The sequence below is a fragment of the Photobacterium obscurum genome (assembly GCF_026191635.1).
In the GTDB taxonomy this organism is placed as follows: domain Bacteria; phylum Pseudomonadota; class Gammaproteobacteria; order Enterobacterales; family Vibrionaceae; genus Photobacterium; species Photobacterium obscurum.
The window spans coordinates 66,353-82,583 of sequence record NZ_JAKRRW010000016.1 but is presented as its reverse complement, the minus strand read 5'-3'; the positions used below and the strand labels follow the sequence as shown (position 1 = coordinate 82,583).

General features: G+C 53.5%; 12 protein-coding genes. 2 read left to right on the top strand and 10 right to left on the bottom strand.

Annotated features, from left to right (window positions below; genetic code table 11):
* Positions 1–6: 6 nt before the first annotated feature.
* The 3 genes from acs to MD588_RS18220 all read right to left on the bottom strand — a co-directional run bounded on the left by acs (position 7) and on the right by MD588_RS18220 (position 4,638).
* A complete protein-coding gene (acs, locus tag MD588_RS18230; protein WP_265698996.1) occupies positions 7–1,956 on the bottom strand; it encodes an acetate--CoA ligase in 1,950 nt (649 codons plus the stop codon).
* Positions 1,957–2,165: 209 nt separating this feature from the next.
* Positions 2,166–2,789, bottom strand: a complete 624-nt coding sequence (locus MD588_RS18225; protein ID WP_265698995.1) for a 3'-5' exonuclease — start codon at positions 2,787–2,789, stop codon at positions 2,166–2,168.
* A 46-nt stretch (positions 2,790–2,835) separates the two neighbouring features.
* The gene (locus MD588_RS18220; protein ID WP_265698994.1) at positions 2,836–4,638 is read right to left on the bottom strand and encodes a DUF294 nucleotidyltransferase-like domain-containing protein; all 1,803 of its coding nucleotides are present in this window, start codon (positions 4,636–4,638) and stop codon (positions 2,836–2,838) included.
* Between the two features lie 213 nt (positions 4,639–4,851).
* Between MD588_RS18220 and MD588_RS18215 the strand changes: the two genes are divergently transcribed.
* Together MD588_RS18215 and MD588_RS18210 are read left to right on the top strand one after the other, a co-directional pair.
* Positions 4,852–6,015: a 3-phenylpropionate MFS transporter gene (locus tag MD588_RS18215; RefSeq protein WP_265698993.1), complete on the top strand. Its 1,164-nt coding sequence runs from the start codon at positions 4,852–4,854 to the stop codon at positions 6,013–6,015.
* Between the two features lie 130 nt (positions 6,016–6,145).
* Positions 6,146–9,589 carry a hybrid sensor histidine kinase/response regulator gene (locus MD588_RS18210; RefSeq protein ID WP_265698992.1) on the top strand — a complete coding sequence of 1,148 codons (3,444 nt, stop codon included), beginning with the start codon at positions 6,146–6,148 and terminating at the stop codon, positions 9,587–9,589.
* Positions 9,590–9,674: 85 nt separating this feature from the next.
* On the opposite strand, the gene flhA is transcribed toward MD588_RS18210, so the two are convergent.
* The 7 genes from flhA to MD588_RS18175 are packed head-to-tail and all read right to left on the bottom strand — an operon-like array spanning position 9,675 to position 15,966.
* The gene (gene flhA / locus MD588_RS18205; protein ID WP_265698990.1) at positions 9,675–11,777 is read right to left on the bottom strand and encodes a flagellar biosynthesis protein FlhA; all 2,103 of its coding nucleotides are present in this window, start codon (positions 11,775–11,777) and stop codon (positions 9,675–9,677) included.
* Between the two features lie 16 nt (positions 11,778–11,793).
* Positions 11,794–12,921, bottom strand: a complete 1,128-nt coding sequence (flhB, locus tag MD588_RS18200) for a flagellar biosynthesis protein FlhB (protein WP_265698989.1) — start codon at positions 12,919–12,921, stop codon at positions 11,794–11,796.
* On the bottom strand, positions 12,921–13,697 hold the full coding sequence (gene fliR, locus MD588_RS18195; protein ID WP_265698987.1) for a flagellar biosynthetic protein FliR: 777 nt from the start codon (positions 13,695–13,697) through the stop codon (positions 12,921–12,923). Before fliR ends, flhB begins: the two co-directional genes overlap by 1 nt.
* Before the next feature lie 4 nt (positions 13,698–13,701).
* Entirely contained in the window at positions 13,702–13,971 is a 270-nt protein-coding gene (locus MD588_RS18190) for a flagellar biosynthetic protein FliQ (protein ID WP_265698986.1), read from the bottom strand.
* 2 nt (positions 13,972–13,973) lie between these two features.
* Positions 13,974–14,702, bottom strand: a complete 729-nt coding sequence (fliP, locus tag MD588_RS18185) for a flagellar type III secretion system pore protein FliP (RefSeq protein ID WP_265698985.1) — start codon at positions 14,700–14,702, stop codon at positions 13,974–13,976.
* Complete coding sequence (fliN, locus tag MD588_RS18180; RefSeq protein WP_265698983.1) at positions 14,702–15,061, bottom strand: flagellar motor switch protein FliN; 360 nt, start codon at positions 15,059–15,061, stop codon at positions 14,702–14,704. Before fliN ends, fliP begins: the two co-directional genes overlap by 1 nt.
* An 11-nt stretch (positions 15,062–15,072) precedes the next feature.
* The gene (locus tag MD588_RS18175; protein ID WP_265698982.1) at positions 15,073–15,966 is read right to left on the bottom strand and encodes a flagellar motor switch protein FliM; all 894 of its coding nucleotides are present in this window, start codon (positions 15,964–15,966) and stop codon (positions 15,073–15,075) included.
* Positions 15,967–16,231: the final 265 nt, after the last annotated feature.

Below are 16,231 nucleotides of genomic sequence, written 5' to 3'. Positions count from 1 at the left end.
AAGTGCTTATAACACTTTTTGTTTCTCGGCGATAAGCTTGTCGACTACGCTTGGGTCGGCCAGGGTCGAGGTGTCGCCCAGGGTACCGGTATCGCCGGTGGCAATCTTGCGGAGGATGCGGCGCATGATTTTGCCGGAACGGGTTTTCGGTAGCGCGTCTGTCCAGTGCAGGAAGTCAGGCGTCGCAATCGGGCCGATTTCTTTGCGTACCCATTCCTTTACTTCTTTGTGCAGTTCGGCACTCGGCACCTCACCGTTGTTGAGGGTGATGTAGGCATAGATGGCCTGACCTTTGATATCATGCGGCACGCCGACAATCGCAGCCTCGGCAATCTTATCGAACGCCACCAGGGCGGATTCTATCTCGGCGGTGCCCATGCGGTGGCCGGAGATATTCAGCACGTCATCGACACGGCCAGTGATCCAGTAGTAACCGTCTTCATCACGGCGGGCACCGTCACCGGTGAAGTACATCCCCTGGAAGGTCGAGAAGTAGGTTTGCTCAAAGCGGTCATGGTCACCCCATAAGGTGCGCATCTGACCCGGCCAGGAGTCAATCATCACCAGGTTACCTTCGGTCGCACCCTCAAGGATGTTGCCCATGTTATCGACAATCGCTGGCTGAACGCCAAAGAAAGGACGGGTGGCTGAGCCGGGTTTCAGTTCGGTGGCACCCGGTAGCGGGGTGATCAGGATCCCGCCGGTTTCGGTTTGCCACCAGGTGTCGACAATCGGGCAGCGGCTGTCACCGATGGTGCGGTGATACCATTCCCAGGCTTCAGGGTTAATCGGCTCACCGACTGATCCCATGATGCGTAATGATGAGCGGTGGGTGCCTTCAATCGCTTTATCCCCTTTGGCCATCAAGGCACGGATAGCGGTGGGAGCGGTGTAGAGAATATTGACGTTATGCTTGTCGACGACCTCGCTCATGCGGCTGGTGGATGGGTAGTTTGGCACGCCTTCAAATAGCAGGGTGGTTGCACCGTTAGCCAGTGGGCCGTATACCAGATAGCTGTGGCCGGTGATCCAGCCGACATCCGCAGTACACCAATAAACTTCGCCTTCTTGGTAGTCGAAGACATGCTTGAAGGTCATGGTTGCATAAACCAGGTAGCCACCAGTGGTATGGAGAACGCCCTTTGGTTTGCCGGTAGAGCCTGAGGTATACAGAATAAACATCGGATCTTCGGCGTTCATTTCTTCCGGTTCGCAGTGGGCCGAAGCGACTGCGGTGGCGTCGTGCCACCAGACATCACGCTCGCTGTCCCACTCGATGTTACCGCCAGTACGCTTAAGTACTAATACTTTTTCGACACTGGTAACGTTGTCGTTGGCCAGAGCATCGTCGACATTTTTCTTCAGTGGAACCGCCCGTCCGCCACGGACGCCTTCGTCAGCGGTGACAACAACCTTGGCGTTGGAGTCGATAATACGGCCAGCCAGCGCTTCCGGGGAAAAGCCGCCAAAGACGATAGTGTGGACAGCGCCGATACGGGTACAGGCCAGCATGGCGACGGCGGCCTCGACAACCATCGGCATGTATAGACACACCACATCACCTTTGCGTACCCCTTGGCTTTTCAGGGCGTTGGAAAATTTACAGACCTGCTCGTACAGTTCGTTGTAAGTCAAAGTGGCATCATCGGACGGGTCATCGCCCTCCCAGATAATCGCGGCTTGCTCACCACGGGTTGCCAGGTGGCGGTCGATGCAGTTGGCAGATACGTTCAGAGTGCCGTCTTCAAACCATTTAACGCTGACGTGGCCAGTATCAAATGAGGTGTTTTTTACCTGGGTAAAAGGCTTAATCCAGTCAACAATCTGGCCGTGCTCACGCCAGAAGCCTGCCGGGTTGATCACCGACTGCTGATACATCTCACGGTATTGCTCGTCAGTAACATGGGCGTTGGCAGCAATGTCCTTGTGTACCGGATATATATGAACCTCACTCATTCTATTCTCCTTGTGTTCCGTCTATGTCCGTACCGGACCGGATAATTCTTGTCATTGTGTCTGTTGTGTAATACTAACTTCTGATAGATCGCAGCTAGCCACAATTAGACTTTAGGATGAGAGAGGAAGGGCTAGTGAAAAAAGCAGCTTGTTACATTGAGTTTGCATCAAAAAACTTGCGCCCGGTGATAAAGGCGGGCGAGATACCATCAGGCAGATCTGAGTGTTGGGATATCGCCATGCTTGAGGCGGACATAAATCAAGGCTGCGGTAATCGCGTCCTGCAATGCATCGTGACGCGCCGGAAGAGGCAGGTCGAGGTGGCGGCTTATAGCCTCTAAGCTAAGGTCATAATAGGCATTGGGCAACAAGCGTTCGAGGCGCTCATGGTAGAGGTGGCTGACTTCAACTATCTTGTTGGGGAGAGTGAAGCCAAACAGGCGCTGGAAATAACGATCGAGGATCGTTTTGTCATACCGGATATGGTAGCCCACCAGCGGTCGGTTACCGATAAAGGTCAGCAAGGTTGCCAGCGCCTGTTGTTCATCAAGTCCCTCCTGGAGATCTTGATGGCGGATCCGGTGAACAGCAATAGAATCGGCATCGAGGCTGGCAGGAGCACGCAAGGTCAGGTGAATCGACTGACTGGTCAGGATACGGTTAGCCTTAATCCGGGTAGCGGCAATGGTCACCAGTTCGGCACTATGGGGATCGAGGCTGGTGGTCTCGCAGTCGAGTGAGACTAGCTCATCCCCCCGGTAGCGCTCGAACAGCGATTGATAGGGGCTGTGCTTGAATTTATGCTGGTACCATAACCGTCGTAATAGATTCATTATCTTCTCTTGTCCTTAGCCAACTAATTCCTGGTCTTTTTGGTTTCTAGTCTCTTATTTGATAGTGATAGCCCAGCCATTCTTTGAATTTTTTGACCACGTGCAGGCTGTGTCGCAATAGGTCTCGTTCGGTTCGGCTGAGATAGCTAATATTGAGCTGCTGATGCAGGCCGTTGGTCTGATGATCCAGTTGCTGCCTGAGCCGGAGCTTGATAAAGAGCTTCAGCGCCTCACTCAAGTTTGATGCAGTACTGGGTTCTAGCACCTTGTGGTTTTCTAACTGCTGAATACGCTGGAAAGTATTGTTGTCAGCGATACCGTGTTCCAAGGCAAGGGCACGGATCCCATGCACGATAGGAAAGACACCGCCCCGTTTGATATCCAGCCCTTCCTTGCTGGCTTTGAGCTTGCCAAATAAGGTCAGCGGCACACTGAATTTCAGAGCCGGCCGGGTGAAGGTGGCTAGCAGTAATTCCTGGTCGGCCAACTGTTGGTGAAGGTGTGCTTGCAGGGGGGCTAGCAGGGCGCGATTGCCTGCGACAGCATGGCTGTCGGCCAAAATCGCAAGCTCCATCATCGTTGCCTCGTTACCAGCCTGGGTGTATTCACTGATAGTATGTAACCACTCACTTTGGTGCTTGACCCACTTGGGGTTGTTGACCATGACCTTACCGGGACATAACGGGTAACCGAGTTGGTGCAGGGTATGGGTCAGCTGCTCCATCACCTGTTGGCATTCTGGCCAGTCGATCCCGTCTTGAATGATCAGAGCATTGTCCTGATCGGTTTTTAAAATCTGCTCTCCGCGCCCCTCTGACCCCATGACCATAAAGCAGCAGTGATTGTGCATCTCTTGCGGTACCACAAGCTGAAAAGCTTTCTCTATGATTTGTTCGTTGACGGTTGCGATGAGCTCCATCACGAATAAGGTATGGATGCCATTGTTGAACAGGGTCTCCACCAGTCGGTGCTGGCTGCTGGCTGCCATGGCGAGCTCTTCAATGGTTTCTGCCCGTGCGATTCGCAGGGTCAGGACGTGCGAATGGGTCGAGAACAGACTCAGCACCTGGGTAAGATCCAGCATGCCCGCAACCTGGCCACCATCCAAAACTTGAACCCGTTTGACCTTGTGTCGGGTCATGGCAAGCATGGCATTAAATAGGAAGTCGCCTTTGTTGACACTGATAACCGGGGTCGTGGCTACCTGGCTAACCTGCGTCGTCGCGCTGAGGTTGTCGAGCATCACCGCATGGAGCAGGTTGGTTCGGGTGACGATGCCATATTGCGGGGTGGCATTGAGCTTTACCAACGCTGCATCCATCCCCTTGCTGCGCATCTGTTCGGTGACTGTCTTGAGGTCGGTATCACAGGGCACGACCAGGCAGGGCTGGATGTTGTCGTCATTGACCTTGGTCAGTATGAATTCTGCCAGATTCTGCTGGCGCTGGGCTTCTTCCAGTAATTCCTGTCGGCGGGCGAGATTACTGTCAAAGTAGGCGGAAAACTGGCTGTTTGACTGGTAAAACGTGACAAATAAATCGCGTGGTAGCAGGTAGCACAGCGTATCTTCCAGTGCGGTATAGCGGTGGCGGCTGCGGTGTTCCAGTTGCGAACGGACATCAAACATGTCGTCGGCGGTATAGTGGGCGTAGATTTCCTTGCCGTCAGCCGAGCTCTCTTCAACACTGCCCTTGATGATGATGTACAGCTGGGTTGCGGCTTCCTCTGCATCAATAATGATGTCGCCAACCCGGTAGTAAGCGACATCCAGGGCATCAACCAACGCCTGTTGTTGCTGATGGCTAAGGCGATCAAAGGGGGGCAGTGAGGTATCGAACTTATCAGGCATAGCAACCATCCGGCTTATTGAGTGCGTTAGGCACTGTAAAAGGTTTGGCAGTCATGCATGCAGTGTCGCCCAGGATCGGCATTGGCTCCAGACGACTTTAGTCTACAGTCAGAAAAGAGGAAGCAAAATTGTCTGATAATTTCGTTGGGGGGATGCTGTCGAATTCGGCATAATAGGCGCTCTTTATACCTCTCTCTGCATATAGGACATGGCATGTTTCGTAGTAGCCCTTATGGGTGGACCTCGCAGTACCTGCTTGGATTTTTCTTTAACTATGGTGTTTATCTTCCCTTCTGGGCGCTGTGGCTGGCCGATTTGGGGGTAAGCGCCTCGAATATTGGCTTGTTACTGGGGTTGGGCTTCGGCGTACGCTGCTTGGCGAACCTGGTGATCACCCCGCGTATCCACAAGGCAGAGCATTTGATCCCGGCACTGCGCTGGTTTGCCCTGGCGGCATTGATCAGCTGTATCGTCTATATCTATTGTGGTGGAAGTTTGTGGGCGCTTACTATTGTTACCGTCATCTATAATATGCTGGTCGGTCCGATTGTGCCGTTGTCTGATGCATTGGCCAATCATTATGCCAAAGATGGTCACTTAGACTATGGTCGTACCCGGTTGTGGGGCTCCATTGCCTTTATCGCTGGTTCAACCGTGGTCGGCCTGCTGGCTGCTGAATATAGCCCTGAGGTGATCCCATGGGTCGCCGCATCGGGTTTGATGGCAGCGTTGGTACTGTCAATGCGCCAGCCAACTATTGCTCCCAAGTCTGAGACGAGCCATGATCAGGCTCGCCCGGCACTGATGCAGCTCATGCGTGACAGCCAGGTTGTTCGCTTCCTTGGTGCGGTTGCGTTGTTGCAGGGAAGCCACGCGGCTTACTACAGCTTCAGTGCGATCTACTGGAAAGAAGTGGGATACAGTGAGGCAGTGATTGGTTATTTGTGGAGCTTCAGTGTGGTTGCCGAGGTCGCTGTCTTTGCCATGAGCAAGCGGTTATTTGCGGGCTGGAGTATCTCGGCGATGTTCCGCTTAGCCGCATTTGGCGTATTGTTGCGCTGGGGTTTAACGGCGACGATGACCGAGCTGCCGGCACTGGTGATGTCGCAGGCACTGCATGGGATCACGTTTGCTGCCTGTCATTTGGCGACGATCCGTTATATTCAGCATGCCCAGAGCAACCAGATGGTCGCACTGCAGGCGCTGTATAATGCGTTGCCGATGGGGGCGTTTATGGCGATGATGACTGCGCTGAGCGGTTGGCTTTACGGGATCTGGGGAGCCGATCTGTTCTGGCTGATGGCGGTAATGGGCGTGCCGGTATTGTTGATGAAGGTCGAATCTCAGCCTCGCCAGAGTGTGGTGACGCACAGCTAACCCCAATATAACCCTGTAAGACCGGCAATAACGCGATCTGGCCGAAGAACTGTGATCGCCCTGATTGAGTGAAGCCGAGTGGATTCGTTACCATGTTGGTAACTCACTCTTAACATTTCAGGGAAGTATCATGGCACAAGGATGGATTGTCGTGCCGGTCTCACTGGCCTACCTCGGGCTGCTGTTTTTTATCGCCTGGTATGGCGATAAAAAAACACAGTGGATGGCAAGCTGGCGGCCGTGGATCTACAGCCTCTCGATTGCAGTCTACTGCACCTCATGGACCTTCTATGGCACGGTCGGGCAGGCCAGCCAAAATATTTGGTCCTTTCTACCTATCTATGTTGCGCCGATCCTGGTGTTTACCATTGGCTGGCGCATTCTGGCGCGGCTGATCCTGATCGCCAAGCGTGAGCACATCACCTCTATTGCCGATTTTATTGCGGCCCGTTACGGTAAGTCACAGGGGCTGGCTGTACTGGTGACGATTATTGCGGTGGTCGGGATCTTGCCGTACATCGCCCTGCAGCTGCGTGGCATTACCATGGGACTGGAACAAATTGCGCCGGACCTGGGCCAGCAAGATGGCGAGATTGATACCGCCTGGCTGGTAACTTTGGCACTGGCGGCATTTACCGTTCTGTTTGGTACCCGGCATATCGATACCACCGAACACCATCGCGGAATGATGATGGCGGTTGCGTTTGAGTCGCTGGTCAAGCTGGCCGCTTTTTTGATTGTCGGGGTGTTTGCGGTGGGTTTACTGTTCGAACTGCCGGATCTGCAGGCGGTGAAGCAGGAATACCTGCAGCCGAGCACACCGCATATTGGTAGCCTGCTGATCCACATGATACTCACGATGGCTGCGATTATCTGTCTGCCGCGCCAGTTCCATACGATTGTCGTCGAAAATAACCGGGCCCAGGATCTGCACATGGCCCGCTGGGTCTTCCCGCTGTACCTGCTGCTGATGGGGGTTTTTGTCGTGCCCTTGGCGCTGACCGGCCAGGTGCTGCTGCCGAGTATTGCTGCTGATACCTATGTGATCAACCTGCCGTTGCTGCAAGGTGCCGATAGTATTGCCCTGCTGGCTTTCCTTGGCGGTACCTCCGCGGCGAGCGGTATGGTGATTGTCTCGACGATTGCGCTGGCGATCATGGTATCCAATGATTTGGTTCTGCCATTGCTATTGCGACGGCTACGGGTTTCTGACCGCAACTTCAGTGCCTTTTCCGGTTTGTTGCTGAATGTCAGGCGCGCCTTGATCTTGCTGCTATTGCTGGCGGCATGGGGGTTCTACCAGGTGCTGGATGAGATCCCGTCGCTATCGGCCATTGGCTTGTTGTCGTTTGCTGCGATTGCCCAGTTTGCCCCTGCCTTGTTAGGCGGTATTTACTGGCGTGAAGGTAACCGAAAGGGGGTTTATGCTGGTTTGCTGGGGGGCTCGGCAATATGGGTGATCACCATGATGGGCCAGACCAACATGCTGGCAGGCACAGCCGAGACAAACTTGTTGCTCTGGCTGCTGACGCCGCCGCAGTGGCCGATTCTGCATGATCTCAGTGCCGTCGACTGGGGGATGTTGCTCAGCCTGATCGTCAATATTTCCCTTTATGTCATGGTGTCCCTGGCGACCCGCTCGTCGCTCACTGAGCGCCTGCAAGCGGCGACGTTTGTCGGTGCGCCTTTGCCGGAAACAGACAATGCCAGCCTGTACCAGACTCGAGTAACGGTTGCCGAGCTGGAAATGCTGGCCGCCCGTTTTGTTGGCCGCAAGCGGGTCCGCAATGCCTTTCGCCAGTTTGCCGATCAGCATCAGGAGTCGTTATTGCCCCAGCAGCAGGCGTCGGCGGCACTGATCCGTCATACCGAGCGGGTGCTGGCCGGGGTGTTTGGCGCCTCATCGGCCCGCTTGGTACTGACCTCGGCACTGCAGGGGCGAAATATGCAACTGGAGGAGGTTGCGACGATTGTCGATGAGGCATCCGAGCTGTTTGATTTCAGCCGCGGTCTGTTACAAGGGGCGATTGAACACATTAGCCAAGGTATAACGGTGGTCGACAAGCAGCTTCGGCTGGTGGCCTGGAACCAGCGCTATCTGGAGATGTTTACTTTCCCGCCGGGGCTGATCCAGGTTGGTCGGCCGATTGCCGATGTGATTCGCCACAATGCCAGGTTGGGGCTATGCGGCCCGGGAGATCCCGAGTTGCATGTTGCCAAACGGGTCGAGCACCTTCAGCGGGGGACGGCCCATACTTCATCGCGGATCCGGCCGGATGGCCAGGTGATAGAGGTGCAGGGCAATCCGATGCCAGGCGGTGGTTTCGTCATGAGCTTTACCGATATTACTGCCTTTCGCAAGGCCGAGCAGGCGCTCAAAGAAGCCAATGAAAACCTCGAGGGGCGGGTTAAGCAGCGAACCCAGGAGCTGGAGCAGCTTAATCGCAGGCTTGTCTCGGCAACCCAGCAGGCGGAGCAGCAGGCTCACTCGAAGGGCCGTTTTCTGGCGGCGGTGAGCCACGATCTGATGCAGCCACTCAATGCAGCAAGGCTGTTCTCCTCCTCGCTGACGGAGGTGGCGAAAGATCAGGAAACGACCAAACTGGCCCACCATATCGAAAGTGCGCTGGGGGCTGCCGAAGATTTGATTGGTGATCTGCTGGATGTTTCGCGCCTTGAGGCGGGCAAACTGCAGATTAATCTCCATCCGTTTCCGGTCAGTGAAGTACTCAATACTTTGAATGCGGAGTTCAGTGCGCTGGCACGCCAGCAGGGGATCACGTTTGAGGTGGTCAATAGCGATGCAGTGATTGTTTCTGATCCCAAGCTGCTGCGGCGGGCATTGCAGAACTTTTTGACCAATGCCTTTCGCTATAACCCGAATGGGAAAGTGGTGCTGGGTGTACGTCGAAAGCAGGGGCAGTTACAGATTGAAGTCTGGGATAATGGGCCGGGAATCCCAGAGGAAAAGCAGGCTCATATCTTTGATGAGTTTACCCGTATTGAACGGAGCGGGGTGGAACATGGTCTTGGCCTCGGCTTGGCGATAGCTCGCGGGATAAGCCGGGTACTGGAACATCAGTTGTCATTGCGGTCTTGGCCCGGGCGAGGCACGGTCTTTGAACTCGGTGTTCAACGTGGTGTTGTTACTCATAAGGTGGAGCCGGCGAAACCGGTTGAGGCAAAGGCTGCACCGCTGGCGGATATCAAAGTGCTGTGTGTCGATAATGAGCCAGATATTTTGCTGGGAATGGAAACGCTGCTGGCGCGTTGGGGGTGCGATGTCCGATTGGCCGAAACGGTAGCTGGTGCGATGCAGCAACTTGATGATGACTGGTTGCCTGACTTTGTGCTGAGTGACTATCACCTGACCAACGGCCAGACGGGATTGCAGGTACTGCAACAGTGTAGCTTGCGGCTTGGCAAAACCTTTAAGGGGGCGATAATTAGCGCGGATCGAACAACGGAAACTCAGCAGACGATTCGTGGCCATGGCTTTAGCTTTATCAGTAAGCCGGTAAAACCACTGAAGCTGCGGGCGCTGCTTAACCAGTATGTACGGGAGATGGGGTGAGCTGAAAGAAGTCACGCCAGCAACTAGGCTGGCGCGGTGTTTTTTCGAAGAGGCTTTATGTCACGGGATGAAAGTATGGCTCTGGTTAGCCCATATTTCCGACCACAGAGACGTTTTTATCATCCGGGATTTCATTGAAGGACAAGACATGCAAGCCTCGGGCGCAAACCCGGGCATAGCGTGCGAGCAGCGGGCGTAATTGCGGCAGAACCAGCAGGATTGGGCTGTGGCCGTGAAGCCGCATATTGTCCAGCACCTCAGGCAGGCTGCGCTGGAGCTTCTCGATAACGGTAGGTTCCAGGGCAAATCCGTCTAGCTGGACATGTCCGCCAGACTGCGCCTGGCTGAGGGCGCCAAGCAGCACATTTTCCAGCTCGCCGGACAGGGTGACCGCCGGAACATCCGCGCGCATACCAATTAAGCTACCGAGCAGCACCCGGCGCAACACGCAGCGGACATCGGCAGCAAGCAAAATCGGATCCTGAGAGAGCTCTGCCGATTCCACCAGTGAGTTGGCAATCGTGACAATATCAGCCAGCGACACTCCGTCGGTCGTCAGCTGGCGAAATACCCTTAGTAGCTGCTGCGGATTCAATTTCTGCTGTAGATCATCTGCCAGCTTACTATTCAGGCTGGCCAGTCGCTCGACGACGCCCGAGACTTCTTCCGGGCTCAGAATATCGTCAATATGATCGTTGACCACCTTGCTGACATGGGTCGAGATAATGGTCGCATGGTCAACAACGGTATAGCCGAGGTTGACGGCTTTATCCTTATCGGTTGGCAGAATCCAGATTGCCTCCATCCCGTAAGCAGGATCCTTGGTGATGATGCCATCAACATTGCCGTATACCTGGCCCGGGTTGATCGCCAGCAAGCGGTCGACCTCGAGTTCAGCCTGAACGATAGTGGCTCCCCTGACGGCAATCTTGTACTGGCTGGCTTCTAGGGCGAGATCATCTTTGACATGGATTTGCGGGATCACAAACCCCCGCTGTTCGGTGAGGGTTTTACGGATCCCGACCAGCCGGCTGAGCAGCTCGGCCCCTTGACGGCGGTCAATCAGGTTGACCAGGCGGAAACCGACATTCAGGCTCAGGGCATGGACCAAAGGAATATCGCCGGCAGCCAGCTCCTTATTCTCTGGCTGGTCGTGCTGCTCGACAATTTCTTCGGCTCGTGCCAAGTCCTCATCGTCAACCGCCGAACTGTCCATATGGCGCATTTTCCAGCCGGCGAGGCCGATGACGGCGGCAAAACAGAGGAAGGCCAGGTGCGGCATCCCCGGGATCAGGCCGAGCACCAGCATAATACCGGCGACTACAAACATAATGACTGGCGAGGCCAGCATCTGTTTGCTGATTTGTTTCGATAAATCGTTGCTGTCGGCAACTCGGGTCACAATGATTGCAGCGGCTGTAGCCAGCAGTAGTGAAGGGATCTGGGCGACCAGACCATCACCGATGGTCAGCAGGGCATAGGTTTCAAAGGCTTCAGAAAAAGACAGGCCGTACTGGAATACCCCAATGCTGATCCCGCCGATAATGTTGATGAACAGGATCAGCATACCGGCTACGGCATCGCCGCGGACGAACTTCGAGGCACCATCCATCGAACCGTAGAAGTCGGCTTCCTGGGCGACGTCTTCACGGCGGCGCTTGGCCTGGTTGTGATCGATAATGCCGGCGTTCAGATCGGCATCAATGGCCATCTGCTTACCAGGCATTGCATCAAGGGTGAAGCGGGCGCTGACTTCGGAAATCCGCTCGCCACCTTTGGTGATCACGACGAAGTTAATGATCATTAGGATCACGAACACCACCATACCGACCACATAGTTGCCGCCGATCACCACATCACCGAATGCCTGAATCACTTTACCGGCCGCAGCACCACCTTCATGGCCGTTGAGCAACACCACCCGGGTCGAGGCAACGTTTAGCATCAGGCGAAGTAGGGTCGCAACCAGCAAGATGCTTGGAAATACCGAGAAGTCGAGTGGCCGTTTGCTGTAAACACTGACCAGCATCACCAGCAGTGCAAGGACGATGTTAAAGGTAAATAGCATATCCAGCACAAACGGCGGGATAGGCAGGATCACCATCGACAGTATGATCATCAGGAGCAGCGGGATCCCCAATTGTCCTTTAGCGAGTAGCTGTAGCAACGGGGTGAGTTTTTGTTTCATTTCAGCTCAGTTCCGGTTAGCGGCGCAATTCTTTAGGAATTGTGACTTGTGGGAATTCAGGTTTATGGGATTGACGTCCCTGCCGGTACTGTTCCATTTGGAAGACAAAGGTCAGTACATGGGCAACGGCGACATATAACGGGGCCGGGATTTCCTGCCATTCATTCGTGGAGTAGTACACTGCACGGGTGAGGGCCGGGATCTCAACAATCGGGCGATCATGCTGTCGGGCCACCTGCTGCATTTGCAGTGCCATTTGGTCAACACCTTTCGCCAGAACAAAAGGGGCATTGGCCTTGTCCAGATCATATTTCAGGGCGATCGCATAGTGGGTCGGGTTGGTGATCACGACATCGGCCTGAGGCACGGCCTTCATCATTTGGCGCTGTGACATCTGGCGCTGCATCTGTCGGATCTTCGCTTTGACCTCGGGCTTACCCTCGCTGTTCTTGTGCTCTTCCTTGACCTCTTGTTTGGTCATCTTTAACTGCTTGGTGTATTCCCAACCCGCGTACGGCATTTCTAAAACGGCAATCAATAGCAGGGCCAAGCCATAACTGAACAGCCCCTGCCAGAGTAAATCGATGGTCTGCAGGATCGCTTCGGTGAGCGGCAGCCGCTGGAGCATCACAATTTGGGTCAGGTTGTTGCTCAGCAGCAGGTACAGGGTGGTGCCAATCAGGGCCACCTTGAGGATACTTTTAATCAGCTCGGCCAGTGATTTGGTCGAGAACATCCGCTTGATCCCCGATATCGGGTTAAGCTTGGAAAATTTGGGTTGGGCGGCTTTGCTTGAGATATTCCAGCCACCACGGACGATATTGGCAAGTACGGTAACGAGCACAAGCAATCCCAGCATTGGGGCGATAGCCAGCAACATCGCTTTTAGGCTGATACCGAGGTGCTTGAGCATGTATTCAGGCTCGAAGGCGGCACTTTTGGGTAATTTCATATTCAGGGTGGTGATCACCTGAAACATTTCTGCCAGCGCCCCCGAGAAAGCGTTGAGCAGCAGTGCGGCTCCCAGGGTCATCAGTGCGGTCACCAGCTCTTTCGAACGGGGGAGGTTACCTTCCTCCCTGGCCTTACGAAGCTTCTGTTCGCTGGGCTGTTCCGTTTTGTCCTGGCTGCTATTGTCACTCATTAGCGACTTGCCTCCAGGTTAGCCATCATCTGCAGGGTTTCACTGCAAAGACGGGTAAAGTTTTCCGGAATTCCGGACGTCGTAATGAGCAGGCACATCAGGCCAAGCAGCATGGTCATCGGGAAACCCAGCGCAAACACATTGAGCTGCGGGGCGGCGCGGTTCATCATGCCGAACGCCCCGTTAACTAGCAACATTGCGCAGACGGCGGGCAGTGCCAACAGGAAAGCGGCCGCGATCATCCAGCCCAGGCGCATGATGACGTTGTATAGGGCGTCCTGGCTAGGCATGTCACCAACGGGCCATATTTTAAAGCTCTGCACTACCACATCGAGGGCTACTAAATGGCCATCGAGGGCGAGAAATAGCAGTAGGATATACAGCTGATAATATTTACCAAGGGTAGGAATGCTGACGCCATTAATTGGGTCATTGCTCATCGCCATGCCGAGGCCCATCTGCATCGATAAGATTTGCCCCATGGTGGTAAATACGGCAAACAGCAACTCGAGCATGAGTCCCATGATACCGCCAATAACCACTTGCTGGGCGCCGAACAGGATGGCATCAAGCGAGAAGGGGTCAACACTGGGCATCGGCGGCATCAGTGGTGCCGCCAGCATGCTGAGCATGAATGCCAGCCCAATGCGGATTTGGGCCGGGATATTGGAACCGCCAAAAATCGGCATCATCAGCATTGCGGCACTGAGACGGATAAATGGCCACCAAATTTGTCCTAGCCAGGCGGTGAGCTGGGCGGCTGAAATGTCTAGCATGACGTTAGCCGATCAGGTGTGGGATGTTTAAAAATAAGCGAGTGAAAAGATCGCTAAAAGTACGGAGCAACCAGGGGCCGGCAAACCCCAGCATCGCAAATGTCATCAGCAAACGAGGCAAAAAGCTCAGGGTTTGCTCGTTAATCTGGGTCGCAGCCTGAAAAATACTCACCAGTAGGCCGACCAGCAGGCTAGGGACAATCATTACACAGACCATGCTGACGATGATCATTAACGCTTCACCAAAGAAGGTTGCAAGAAATTCAGTGCCCATACCTATCCAAAACTCGCGCTTAGTGTACCGACTGTCATCGACCAGCCATCGACCATGACAAAAATCATTAGCTTGAACGGCAGCGAAATAATTAATGGTGACAGCATCATCATCCCCATAGCCATCAGGACACTGGCAACAACCATGTCGATGATCAAAAACGGGATAAACAGCATGAAACCGATTTGAAATGCAGTTTTCAGTTCACTGAGAATGAAAGCAGGCATGACAATCAGAAAATCGAGGTCATCCATGTTCTGCGGTACTGGCTCATTGGCAATTCGCAAAATCTGCTCTAGGTCGGTTTCACGGGTTTGCTGCAGCATAAACTGGCGCAATGGCTTTTCCGCGGTATTGAAGGCATCTAACATAGTGAGCGTCCCGTTTTGATAGGGGACAACAGCATTGTCGTAGATGTCGTAGAGCACAGGGCGCATGATAAACAGCGACAGTGTTAGGGCGATCCCGATCAGCACCCGGTTCGGCGGGCTTTGTTGTAAGCCCATAGCCTGACGTAGAATACCCAGTACGATGATGATTCGGGTAAAGCTGGTGACCATCAGCAGCATGGCCGGCAAAAAGGCCAGTGCAGTCATCAGCAGGAAGATTTGCAGCTTGACGCTGTATTCCTCCGGGCCATTTGGACCGTTAATGGTCAGCAGCGGCAAGTCCTGCGCCAGCGACGGAAGGCTGAATAGCAGGAGCGTCAGCAATAGCCCAATCCGGCGCATTATTTGGTTAACCCTTTCAGCATGTCATTGTCATCCACGACGTTGACCAGGCGCAGGCCGTATTTATTATTGACGATAACCACTTCAGCGTGGCCCAGCAGGGTACCGTTGACCTTCACATCCATGGCTTCGCCGCTAAGTTTATCGAGCTCAATAACCGTGCCGAGCGAAACATTCATTAAATCGCCTACCATCAGTTCGGTACTGGCGACTTCCAGGGTCAGGTTTACCGGAATATTGCGGATAAATGACATATCCTGCGGTGCGGTGGCTTGTGCGCCGAGAGCCGGGTCCTGGCCTAGGCTGCCTAAGTCCAGTTCATCAAGGTCAATATTCAGGTCATTGGTTTGTTCAGACATGGTAGTTCCTGTTACTGTTTAATAACATCTTGAATTTGAAGTACAAGACTTGCATTGTTTTCTGCAATACGCGCGGTGAATAGGGACGTCTTGCCAGCCCGGACCGTGACTTCGCTCGGTAGCTCGACAGGAATGACATCACCTGATTTCAAGTCCATCACTTCGCCCAGGGACAGGCGCCGCTCACACAGGGTGGTCATTAAGCGCATCGGGGTCTGGCACAGTTTGGCCTGGATTCTGGCTTGTAGCTCGGGATCGGTTTCCACGTCAGTCGGCTTGCATTGCTGCTCGCGCAAAAAATCCAGTCCGGCAAAAGGCAGGGCAATGTCGAACCAGCCCTGGTGACCGCAGACATCAATCGTAAAGCGGCATACCTGGTACAGCTGGTTGTTTTGGATTGGGTTGCCAAGGCGCAGCGTATTTTTTTCGGTAAGCTGGCTGTGCCAGCTGGTAATGCTGTGCCAGCCATTAGCAAACTGATCCAGAGCCAGGTTGAAAAAACGCTCAACCAGTCGCAGTTCAGTATCACTCATGTCGCTGTGGCGCCGAACATTATTGCCGCTGCCGCCAAAGAACAGATCCACCATAAAAAACAGCAGATCGCCTTCGATAGAGACTGCGCCGTGTAAATCGTGTGGGCTAACCGTAAACTCTCGATACAGGCTCGGTTTCTGGAGCTGCTGTAAGTAGTCCTGCAGTTTCAGCGTGTCTTGCTGCTCAAAGCGAAATTCAACAGGATGGCGCAACAGGTGATGAAAAGACTGGCGAGCAGATCGTTCAAATTGCTTGCAGACATTATCAATGATGGCTTGTAAGGCGCCGATACGGTGTTCAGGGCTTGCGAGATCAAAAGCACGAACTTCCACCTGGTCAAGTTCTGAGATTATTTTGCTCTTTTTCGTCATAACCTTTTAGCAACCAATAGATTTGCGTTAAACGTAACAGTACGTTGAATATGCTTATTCAAATAAATAGTTAAGTGCGGCTTAAATAAAAAAAAGACACACGCTATTTTGCTTGCAAATAATAAACACTGTTTCATTAAGTTGTATTTAATTTAAAAATCAATGTTTAATCTTTAATTTTGATTTAATTAAACGCTGTTTCTAAACTCATTGGAATCAAGTTCACAATTATCAATATGAATTTATATATCTAGTTGTTAAGAAA